The sequence below is a fragment of the Bradyrhizobium sacchari genome (assembly GCF_002068095.1).
Lineage (GTDB): Bacteria > Pseudomonadota > Alphaproteobacteria > Rhizobiales > Xanthobacteraceae > Bradyrhizobium > Bradyrhizobium sacchari.
In genome coordinates, this window is the sequence record NZ_LWIG01000026.1 from 442551 (window position 1) to 453120 (window position 10570).

Genomic DNA, 10570 nt, shown 5'->3' on the forward strand with positions numbered 1-10570 from the left:
CAAGGATTCGCCGATGACGGCGCGCGCGAGCAGCAAGACTTCTGAATCGTCGGACAAGGTCAGCGTGATCTGCCGCGCGCTGCGACGTGCGATCATCGAGCAGGCGCTGGAGCCCGGCGCGAAACTGCCCGAGGATTCGCTTGGCGAGCGCTTCGGCGTCAGCCGCACCATTGCCCGTCACGCGCTGGGGCAACTCGCGGCCGAAGGCCTGGTCGAGCTCCGACGCAACCGGATCGCGGTGGTGGCGACGCCGAGCTGGCAGGAGGCGCGCGATGCCTTCGACATCCGCATCGAGCTCGAGCGTCTTGTCGTCCGTCAGCTCGCGGGCAAGCTGACCAAGGCCCAGATTGCCGAGCTGAATGCCCATGTCGACGCCGAGGATCGCGCCCGCGGCGGCACGGATGCGATGTCGATCCGGCTCGCCACCGAATTCCACATCCTGCTCGCCCACATGACGAACAGCCCGATCCTGGTGCGCTATGTCAGCGAGGTCGCCTATCGCTGCTGCCTGACGCTGTCGCTCTACAGCCGGCCGCATTCCACCGAATGCGCCATCAACGAGCATCGCGCCATCATCTCGGCGCTTGCCAAGGGCGACGAGACCAAGGTGATGGATTTGATGCGGCATCACCTGGATTCCGTGGCCAATCGCGCGCTGGTGGCTCCCACCCCGCAGCGCGGCCGCGACCTGCTCGATATTTTGGCGCCTTATGCCGATGAGGTAACGAGCGACCGCGTCGTCAAGCTGCCGAAGGTGGCGAGGCGCTAAAGCGCAATAGATTGCGCTTTAGCTGTTTTTGTTTGCGCATGATCTTACCGGAAAACCGCTGCACACTTTTCCGGATCATGCGCGGCTAAGCCTCGATCCCGCGCTGGACCAGGATGCGCTCGGCACTGTCGTTCCAGACATCCATCTTCACGATCTGCCCGCCCTTGACGACAAAGCGATCGACATAGCGGTTGCCTTCGAACGGCGTGCCGTCGATCCACTCGCCATAGAGCGTCCCGACGCTATAGACGACGGTCTCGTCCGCGCCCGGGCACACGTCGAACCGATCCATCTTCTTCTTGACCCAGCGATAGCGCTTGGCGTTGAAGCCGGTCGGCCCGTGCGGATGATCGAACTCGCGCCCGCCGGTGAAGGTGATCACCGTGCCCGGCTTCATATAGGCTGCCGCAGCGTCGGGATCGGGTATCATCGAGGCCGTCAGATAGGCCTCCACGATCTCGGCGTCGGTCATCGGACGTTCGGCTTTTACGGGAGCGGACATGACGGGTTCTCCGGAGTGCCGGCATTCTACAATTCAGGCGTGAAAGTGCATGCACATTTTTTGAACATTCTGGCAGCAGAACTGCACACAATCTGGGGCTGCCCGCCTTCACACGTTCCGCTAGGCTACCACAGCTGAATCCCACGTCATGACCACCCAAAGCGCCCTAGACCTCATCTTCCGCAACGCGTTGTTGCGATCATCCGCCGCACCCGTCGATATCGGTGTGCAAGGCGGCCGCATCGCCGCGATCGCGCCAAAGCTCGCCTGCGAGGCCGCCGAGGTCGATCTCGGTGGCCGCCTTGCCCTGCCCGGCTTCGTCGACACCCACATCCATCTCGACAAGGCCTGCCTGCTCGGCCGCTGCGGGCACGATCACGGCAGCGTTTCGGACGCGATCCGCGCCGTCGCCGGCATGAAAAGGGATTTTACGGTCGAGGACGTCTACGCACGCGGCGCAAAGGTGCTCGAACGCGCCATCGTGCACGGCACGACGCGGATGCGAACCCATGTCGAAATCGATCCGCGTATCGGTCTCCGCGGCTACGACGCGGTGAAGGCGCTGAAGCAGGATTATGCCTGGGCGATCGATCTGGAACTCTGCGTCTTCCCGCAGGAAGGCCTGACCAACGATCCCGGATCTGAGGAGTTGCTGATCCAGGCGCTGCGCGACGGTGGCGAGGTCATCGGCGGCTGTCCCTACATGGACACCGATCCCAACGCCCATCTCGCGCGCATCTTCGATCTCGCGCAGGAATTCGACGTCGACGTCGACCTCCATCTCGATTTCGATCTCGATCCCTCCTGGTGGCATCTCGACGAGGTCTGCCGGCAGACCGAGCGGCGCAACTACGGGGGGCGCGTGGCGATCGGCCACGCCACCAAACTCTCGGCATTGCCGCCGGAGCGGCTGAAGGCCGCCAGCGCGCAACTGGCAAAGGCCGGCGTTGCCGTCACCGTGCTGCCCGCGACCGATCTCTATTTGATGGGCCGCGAGGCCACCCACAACGCACCGCGCGGGCTGACGCGCGCCCACAAGCTCGCCGGCGAGGGCGTGCTGTGCTCGGTCGCCACCAACAACGTGCTCAATCCCTTCACGCCGTTCGGCGATGCCTCGCTGCTGCGGATGGCGAACTTCTACGCCAATGTCGCGCACGCCTCGGTGAGCGACTTCGACACCTGCCTCGATCTCGTGACCGAACTGCCAGCACGGCTGATGAACCTCGGTGATTACGGCATCAAGATCGGCAATCCAGCCGATCTCGTCGTGCTCGATATCAAGGACAGCCGCCTTGCCATCGCCGAACTCCCGGATATCGTGATGGGCTTCAAGGCAGGCCGGCAGACCTTTGCGCGGCAGCGGCCCACGCTGTTCCGCCCGGGCCGTGAACGGACCTAAGCGCATATCTGCATTGCGGAGCACGCCGAATTACCGTTCGATGTTACCGCCCACCGTTCCAGAATTCCGAATCCGGTACTATACCGGATAGTGGATTCTCTCCGATTCCCGATAGGTGCGCGCATTGCAAGTCCCGCGGTGCCGGTCCTGTGAGACCGCACTGATGTCTGCATCCAACCGGGAAGCATGGCCGTGTTCAGCGCATTCAGCAGCATCGACTCTCATTCAATTCGAGCCCGGACGCCCGCCGAGACAGCCGTCAAGCGGCTGAACGGTATCGGCGAAGTCTTGTCGGACCTCGATATCTCAACGATCCGCACAGAGGACGACATGGCCCGCGCGCTGTGGACGCTCGAGACCGCCGACAAGTGCATTCGGATGATCCTCGTCGAGTTCCGCACCGAGCGCACGACCGTAGTTGTCCGGGAAGCCAAAGGCCTGATAGATTTGATCGAGCGCGCCCGCGACGGGCTCACTGGCTGTTGCACGGCGAAGTCCTGAACCGGAGCCGCGTTATTTCGCGCGGCTGATCTTCGCCAGGATCCGATCCGCCTCGGTGCGCCAGTCCGCGCTGCGGGCAAACTCCTTGGTCCCCTTGGGTCCGAACAGCCCCTCATCGGCGAGATCAGCCACCCAGGCCTGACGCTCGGCCGTGCCCTGCGCCGACCACGGCGTCAGTCCCGCCTCGCGCACGGTCTCGGCGACCTCACGCACCTCCTCGGCACGGCGCCGTCCGTGTTCGATCACGCGCTGGAAGAAATAAGCGCCCTGCTTTTCCCAGTTGATGGCGGGGAACGTCTCGGTGAGTGACGCCAGCACGGCGTCTTCGACTCCATAGGCACGCGCGGTCGTAAAACTCTCGATGACCATGGCCTCGAGGCCCTTGATCATGATGCTGCGGCACATCTTCACCGCCGAGGACACACCTAACTTGTCGCTGGCAACCCTCGCCGCAAAGCCGATCGCGTTCAGCAGCGGCTCCAGCTCCCTCGCGCCGGGCCCGCCGAGCAGCAGCGGCACCTTGATGCGATACGGCGGCACCGACGTCATCACCGCGCCCTCGACATAGCGCCCGGCTGCGCCGTCAATCAGCGCGGCGGCGCGCTGCTTGGCACCGGGAGAGGCCGAGTTGAAATCGAGGAACCAGGTGCCCTGGTTCATCGCGGCCGCGCAGGCCTTTGACACCGGGACGGCCTGGCTCGCCGTGACGGCGGAGATGACGAAGTCGGATTTCGCGGTCAGCTCGGCGTGAGATGTCGCCAAGGTGACACCGTGCTTCGCCGCGTGCTCCTGCAGCGGCACGCCCTGCTCGCCACCGAGCTTGATGTCGTAGGCTGAGACCTTGATGTCCTGCTGGCGTAAATCCTCGGCCAGAATCCTGCCGACCTCGCCATAGCCGACCAACCCGATCTGCCACCGCCTGGGATCACCCGCCATCAGTTCAATCCTCGCGTCGTCTCGTCGAAGAGCTCCTCGACCACGTAGCGGCGCGGGATCAGCGCCTGCTGGAATGCGTAGTCGATGATCAGCTCGAGCGGCTTTCTGTTGGCCTCGATCCCGAACGGAACGAGGTCCGGCGTTGCCACGGGTCCCACCTGCGCCTTGTTCCGCTTGAGCAGATCATAGACGCCCGCGATCACGTCGGGGCGTGATTTCGCGAGCCTTTCGGTCACGACCACGAGATGGTTGACCGGCACGACGCCGCGCCGGCCGTACCACCGTGCGGCCTCCGCGGCCGGATCGGGAAACAGCGGCTTCAGCTTGGGATTATCAGAGGTCTCGCCAAGGACGGCATCGAGCTCGCCGTCGAGCAGCATCTGCAACACCTTCTTGTCCTTCGGCGCGCGCTCGGTGGTGTCGACATATTCCGCGACGTGCGGATCCTCGAACGTCACCCAGCGGATCTTGTCGAGATTGACGCTGTAGTCGTTGGCGAGAATGCCCCTGATCCAGGCTCCCGTCGTGGTCGTGAACGAGCGGATGCCGACGCGTTTGCCTTCGAGATCGGACGGCCCGAGCGTGCCATGCGCGGGATTATACAGCGCATAAGAATGCTGGAATCGGCCGAGCATGGTCGCCGGCAGCAGCACCAGCGGCTTGCCGTGCGCTTTCGCCATCAGATAGGTCACGATTGCCATCTCGCAGACGTCGAAGGCCTGCTCGCGCACCATCGGCTTGAAGGCTGTGTTGGTCGGCGTGTACTCGATGAAGTCGAGATCGAAGAGGTCGGAGCGAAGCGCCCCGCTCTTCACCGCCTGCACATGGGGATGATTGCCGAGCACGGCCTTCAGCTTGAGACGATCCATCCGCCCGCTCCGCTTCTCTTATTCCGCTCAGACGTCCTCGGGATTGTCGACATAGACGAGGCCGGCCTTCGCCAACGCCTCGCGCATGCTGTACATGTCGAGGCCGAGCTCGCCCGAAGCGAGGCGCTTGCGCTTGCCGCCTTCATCTGCGTTGCGCTTCTTCGCCTTCTCGGCGACCTCACCGGCATAGCGCTTCGGCACCACCACGACGCCGTCGTCATCTGCGACAACGATGTCGCCGGGATCGACATTCACACCGGCGCAAACGACCGGAACGTTGACCGAGCCGAGCGTGGCCTTCACGGTGCCCTTGGCCGAGACCGCGCGCGACCACACCGGAAAGTTCATCTCGTGCAGCGCCTTGACGTCGCGGCAGCCAGCATCGATGACCAGCCCCTGCACGCCGCGCGCCTGGAGCGAGGTTGCGAGCAGTTCGCCGAACATACCGTCGGTATTGTCTGTGGTGCAACCGACAACGAGGATATCGCCCTTCCTGCACTGCTCGACCGCCACATGGATCATCCAGTTGTCTCCGGGCTGCGCCAGCACGGTGACCGCAGGACCGGCAATCGACGCCCCCGCCCAGACGGGACGCAAGTAAGGCTTCATCAGGCCGATGCGGCCATAGGCCTCGTGCACGGTCGAGACGCCGTACTCCGCCATCCCGGCGGGATCGGCGCGCTCAATGTTGCGAACGACGACCGGCTTCATGCCAATTCCTCCGCAACCGTCGGGAACAGGCGCTGATAGGCCTCGCCATAGGTCATGGGGACGCCAGTGTTGCGGCTGCCCTGGATGCCACGGTTGAGCGCGACGCGCTCGTAATAGCCCCAGAGATGTTTTTGCGCGGCGAGGATCTGGAAAGCCTCGTACTTCTCCTTCCAGACCTCGTCGATCTTGAGCAACAGATCCGGCTTGTAATTGCACTGCTCGGGCTGGTGCGGCTCGAACAGGAATACCGGCGGCGCGGAATATTTGTACTGCGCGCCCGGCTTGTGCCCCATGGCCTGCGCGACCACGCGCGTCTCCTGGGCGAAATGCGCCGCGTTCGGATGGTCGAAATTATAGGGGTCTTCCAGCGCATGCGTCAGCACGAAGCTCGGATTGAGCTCGCGGTAGATGTCGACCATACGGTCGAAATGCGCCTCGGTGAGCTTCAGCGGATAGTCGCCGCAGTCGAAGAACTCGATCTCGGCACCGAGCAGCTTGGCAGCCCGCTCCGCCTCGTCCTTGCGGCCGGCCTTGACCGATTCCAGTGTGGCGCCCTTTTCCTTCCATGCGAACTGGCTCTCGCCGCGCTCGCCGAAGGACAGGCACACGATCTTCATGCGATAGCCCTTCTTCGCATGCAGCGCGATGGCACCGCCGGCGCGCCAGACGAAATCGCCGGGATGGGCGGTGACGACGAGACCTGTCTTCATGGGAGAACTCCCCTCTTTCGTTCGCAAGCATCATAAGCTGCCCGCCTCGTGCAGGTAGCAAGTTCATTCAGGCCGCCGCGGCCGCCGGTTCCTCGCCGTCGAGCGCGCGCTGCAATCGCTCGCCGTCGAGCGCGCCTTCCCATTTGGCAATCGCAATGGTCGCAACCGCGTTCCCGATCAAATTGGTCGGCGTCAGCCCCTGCGACATCAGGCGGTGGATGCCGAGCACCAGCGCCACGCTGGTCACCGGAATGGTGCCGGTCGCCGACAGCGTCGCCGCCAGCACGACGAAGGCGGCGCCCGCGATCCCTGCCGCACCCTTGGAGGTCACGAGCAGGATCAAGAGCAGCTCGATCTGCTCAGCGAGCCCGAACGGCGTGTTGGTGGCCTGCGCCAGGAACACCGAGGCCGCGGCAAGGTACAGGCAGGTGCCGTCGAGATTGAAGGAATAGCCGGTCGGGATCACGAGCCCGACCACGCTCTTCTCGCAGCCGGCCTTCTCCAGCTTGGTCAGCATCCGCGGCAGCACCGTCTCCGAGGAGGTCGTGGCGATGCAGATCAGCAGCTCTTCCCAGATGTAGCGGATCAGCTTCAGCAGCGAGAAGCCGCATAGCCGCGCCACCGGCCCGAGCGCAATGACAATGAAGGCCGCGCAAGTGAGATAGAAGCCGCCGAGCAGCTTGCCCAGCGAAGCCAGCGAACCAACGCCGAACTTTCCGACTGTAAAGGCGATGGCGCCGAACGCGCCGATCGGCGCCGCCCACATCACGAAGCCGACGACCGCGAACACCATTTTTGCGGCGATGTCGATCAGATGGACCAGCGGCGCGGCCCTCTCGCCGAGCTGGACCAATGCAAAACCGCACAGCACGGAGATGAACAGCACCTGCAGGATGTTGCCCTCGGCAAAAGCGCCGATGAACGTCGCCGGCACGATGTTCATCAGGAACGGCACGAAGCCGATCGCCCCGGTCTGCTTGACGTAGGGCTCGATCGCGCTGGCATTGATGCTGGCGGGATCGATGTTCATGCCGACGCCAGGCCTCAGCAGGTTCACCGCGACAAGACCGATGATCAGCGCGATGGTGGTCATGATCTCGAAATAGACGATCGCCTTCACCGCGACGCGCCCCACCCGCGCCATGTCGGCCATGTGCGCGATGCCGTGCACGACCGTGCAGAAGATGATCGGCGCGATCAGCATCCGGATCGCCTTGATGAAGGCGTCCCCGAGCGGCTGCATCTTGGCGCCCGCCTCGGGACTGGCAATCCCGAGCGCGATACCGGCAGCCATGGCGATGAGCACCTGGATCCAGAGCTCCTTCCACCAGGCGCGGCCGCGAGGCTTGTCGATCGCGAGCGACGTCATCGGTCGAACTCGAACAGACGCGCGGGATTGTCGACCAGGATCTTCTGCTGGAACTCTGGCTCCGGCGCGAACAGCGGGATCAGATCGACGAGGTCGCCGTCATTCGGCATCACCTTGACGTTGGGATGCGGCCAGTCGGTGCCCCAGATGACGCGGTCGGGCGCGGTGTCCACGATCTTGCGTGCGAACGGCACCGCGTCGGTGAATGGCGGACCGACCGAGGACACGCGCTCGGAACCGCAGATCTTCACCCAGCACTTCTCGTCGCGCCGCATCAGCTCGATCAGGATCTTGAACGGAAGCTGCTCGAGCCCCTCCGTCGCCTTCACCCGGCCCATATGGTCGATGGTGTAGCTGAGCGGCAGCCTGGTCAGCATGTCGGCATATTCAGGCAGGTCGATCGCATCGAAGTGCAGATCGATGTGCCAGCCGAGCGGCGTGACCATCGCGACGATGCGGTCGAACACGCGTTTGTCGGGCACGCCGCCGAGATGACGGACGAAATTGAAGCGGCAGCCGCGAAAACCGCCCTCGTGCAGCACACGAAGCCCGCGCTCGGTGATGCTGTCGTCGATATTGGCAACCGCGCGGTAGGCGCCATTGCTCTGCGCGATCGCATCGAGCGCGACCGTGTTGTCCGTGCCGTGCACGCTGGCATTGACGATGACCGCGCGCTCGACACCGAGCTTGGCGTGCAGCGCGCGAAAATCCTCCAGCGGCGCATCTGGCGGGGTGTAGGAACGGTCAGGCGCGTAGGGATATTTCGAGCCGGGCCCGAAGATGTGGCAATGCGCATCGCAGGACAGTTTTGGCAGCCTGAACTTCGGCGTGCGCGTGTCCGGATCGGGTGGCGGAATGGTCGGCGTGTACATCATCGTCATCACTTGAATCGACGAGCGAGACTGCTTGCTTCAAGTCTTGCTGCTGGCGACCGGTCGCCGCCGCGCAGGTGCGGCCTGATCGAGCGCCGGTGCCTGGAACGCGGCGACGGTTGCCTGCACCAGCTGCTCGATGGCGCCCGCCGCATCGCTGCCGTCGGCCTCGCCGCGAGATAGACGGGAGACTCGGTCCGGCGTCACCAGCGAGTAATAGAGTGCGCCGAGCAGGAAATGGCTGCGCCAGACGATGTCGGTGCGCGGAATGTGGGGTAGGCTTTCGTGAATGGCGTCGATGAAGGCGTGGCTGGTGTCGTCAAAGGTCTGCGCGATGATTTTTCGCGCGACCTCGTTGCCTTCCGCCGACATCACCGCACGCAGCCGCGTGAAGCGTGCCCCGCCGCCGGCAAGATCGCTGCCGGAGGTGAAGGCCGGCACCACATAGGCTCGCACGATCGCCTCCAGCCGGTCCTGGAGATCGCGCACGCGCTTGGCGGCGGCGAGCAGCTCGGAACGGCGCAAGTTCATCGGCCCGCAATGGCGCCGGTAGATCTCCAGCAGCAGGCCGTCCTTGGTCTTGAAATGATAGGTGACGCTACCGGGATTGGCCCCCGCCGCCTGCGCGATGTCGCGCACCGAGACGGCATTGAAGCCGTTGGTGGCGAACAGCTCCTCGGCCGCGGCGAGAATTGCCTCGCGCATGTTCGGCTTACGGGCCGTTTCCCTGCTGGTGGGCTTGCGTACCATGTGATTTGTACTATCGTACAAAAGATCAGGTCTCGTCAACAAAAACCATGGGCAACGTCTGGGACCGCCACCAAGGACGGAATGCCCGCAAGGAGTGCTGGAAATGCTGGGTTTGAGTACGACAATCGGCCGGCTTGCGGTCGGCGCAGGCGTGCTGCTGGCGGCAAGCGTCGCGCAGGCCGAAAATTATCCGAGCAAGCCGGTCCACATCCTGGTGCCCTATGCGGCCGGCGGCGCAGTCGACGTGCTCGCGCGCACGCTGGGACAGGCACTCGCAAAAACCTGGGGCCAGCAGCCGGTGATCGACAATCGCCCCGGCGCCGGCGGCATCGTCGCCTCGCAGACGCTCGCCCAGGCCGCACCCGACGGCTACACGCTGATCCTGGTCGCGAGCGGCCATCCGCTGAACCAGTTCATCTATCCGAGCGTGCCCTACGACACGTTCAGGGATTTCACCGCGATCACCGAAGTGGCCTCTTCGCCGCTCGCAATCGTGGTCGCCAAGGACAGCCCCTACAAGACGCTCGGCGATCTCCTCGCCGCCGCGAGGAAAGAGCCGGACAAGCTCTCCTACGGCATGTCCGGCAACGGCACCTCGGCGCATCTCGCCGGCGAGCTGCTCAAATACATGTCCGGCACTAGCATCGTCGCGATCCCCTACAAGGGCGGCGCGCCGGCATTGACGGCGGTGATCGCAGGCGAGATCCCGCTCAGCATCAATCCGCTCGCAGAAGCCATCGGCCAGCTCGAGGGCGGCCCAGTGCGCGCGCTCGCGGTGACCTCCGCGGAACGCTCCAAGGCGCTGCCGGACGTTCCGACCATCGCCGAGGCCGGCGTGCCCGGCTACGACGTCTCGGTCTGGTGGGGCGTGCTAGGTCCGGCGAAGATGCCGCCGGAGATCGTCGCGAAGCTCGAGACCGACCTCAAGACCGCGCTGCAAGACCCCAGCGTGCTGTCGACGCTCGGCAAGATCGGCGCAGCCCCCGTCGGCTCCTCCGCCAAGGATTTTGACGCCTACATGCATGCCGAGGCGACCAAATGGGAGCCGGTGCTGAGGGCCGCGAACATCCGCGCGCAGTAGGGCTCTTTTCATGAGGACCTCCGGGCACATTGCGCGCATCGCCCTGCAGCAGCAAGCGGCTCTGCGCGACGCGACCACGGCTCAATAAAGGAAGCCCCGCC

Annotated in this window: 12 protein-coding genes; 4 read left to right on the top strand and 8 right to left on the bottom strand. The window is 64.4% G+C overall.

Features of this window, described 5'->3' with window-relative positions:
• Positions 1-13: 13 nt before the first annotated feature.
• Complete coding sequence (locus A5906_RS26135; protein ID WP_080138116.1) at positions 14-769, top strand: GntR family transcriptional regulator; 756 nt, start codon at positions 14-16, stop codon at positions 767-769.
• Positions 770-854: 85 nt separating this feature from the next.
• Here A5906_RS26135 and A5906_RS26140 read toward each other — a convergent pair whose 3' ends face one another.
• The gene (locus A5906_RS26140) at positions 855-1271 is read right to left on the bottom strand and encodes a nuclear transport factor 2-like protein (protein ID WP_080138117.1); all 417 of its coding nucleotides are present in this window, start codon (positions 1269-1271) and stop codon (positions 855-857) included.
• A gap of 148 nt (positions 1272-1419) precedes the next feature.
• On the opposite strand from A5906_RS26140, the gene A5906_RS26145 reads away from it, so the two are divergent.
• A complete protein-coding gene (locus A5906_RS26145; protein ID WP_080138118.1) occupies positions 1420-2670 on the top strand; it encodes an amidohydrolase family protein in 1251 nt (416 codons plus the stop codon).
• Between the two features lie 186 nt (positions 2671-2856).
• Complete coding sequence (locus A5906_RS26150) at positions 2857-3171, top strand: hypothetical protein (protein ID WP_136615486.1); 315 nt, start codon at positions 2857-2859, stop codon at positions 3169-3171.
• Positions 3172-3183: 12 nt separating this feature from the next.
• Here the strand turns inward: A5906_RS26150 and A5906_RS26155 are convergent, their stop codons facing one another.
• The 7 genes from A5906_RS26155 to A5906_RS26185 form a co-directional block, all read right to left on the bottom strand.
• Positions 3184-4107, bottom strand: coding sequence for a DUF1932 domain-containing protein (locus tag A5906_RS26155; RefSeq protein ID WP_080138119.1), 924 nt, complete (start codon positions 4105-4107; stop codon positions 3184-3186).
• Positions 4107-4976, bottom strand: coding sequence for a substrate-binding domain-containing protein (locus A5906_RS26160; RefSeq protein WP_080138120.1), 870 nt, complete (start codon positions 4974-4976; stop codon positions 4107-4109). The genes A5906_RS26155 and A5906_RS26160 overlap by 1 nt, the downstream gene beginning before the upstream one ends.
• Positions 4977-5003: 27 nt before the next feature.
• The gene (locus A5906_RS26165) at positions 5004-5687 is read right to left on the bottom strand and encodes a 4-carboxy-4-hydroxy-2-oxoadipate aldolase/oxaloacetate decarboxylase (protein WP_080138121.1); all 684 of its coding nucleotides are present in this window, start codon (positions 5685-5687) and stop codon (positions 5004-5006) included.
• Positions 5684-6397, bottom strand: a complete 714-nt coding sequence (locus tag A5906_RS26170; protein WP_080138122.1) for a PIG-L deacetylase family protein — start codon at positions 6395-6397, stop codon at positions 5684-5686. The genes A5906_RS26165 and A5906_RS26170 overlap by 4 nt, the downstream gene beginning before the upstream one ends.
• A gap of 67 nt (positions 6398-6464) precedes the next feature.
• The gene (dctA, locus tag A5906_RS26175; protein WP_080138123.1) at positions 6465-7766 is read right to left on the bottom strand and encodes a C4-dicarboxylate transporter DctA; all 1302 of its coding nucleotides are present in this window, start codon (positions 7764-7766) and stop codon (positions 6465-6467) included.
• Complete coding sequence (locus A5906_RS26180) at positions 7763-8647, bottom strand: amidohydrolase family protein (RefSeq protein WP_080138124.1); 885 nt, start codon at positions 8645-8647, stop codon at positions 7763-7765. The genes dctA and A5906_RS26180 overlap by 4 nt, the downstream gene beginning before the upstream one ends.
• Positions 8648-8677: 30 nt before the next feature.
• Entirely contained in the window at positions 8678-9388 is a 711-nt protein-coding gene (locus A5906_RS26185; protein ID WP_080138125.1) for a TetR/AcrR family transcriptional regulator, read from the bottom strand.
• Between the two features lie 103 nt (positions 9389-9491).
• Here A5906_RS26185 and A5906_RS26190 point away from each other — a divergent pair, with 103 nt between their 5' ends.
• Positions 9492-10469 (top strand): tripartite tricarboxylate transporter substrate binding protein, encoded by a 978-nt coding sequence (locus tag A5906_RS26190; protein WP_080138126.1) that lies wholly within the window; start codon positions 9492-9494, stop codon positions 10467-10469.
• Positions 10470-10570: the final 101 nt, after the last annotated feature.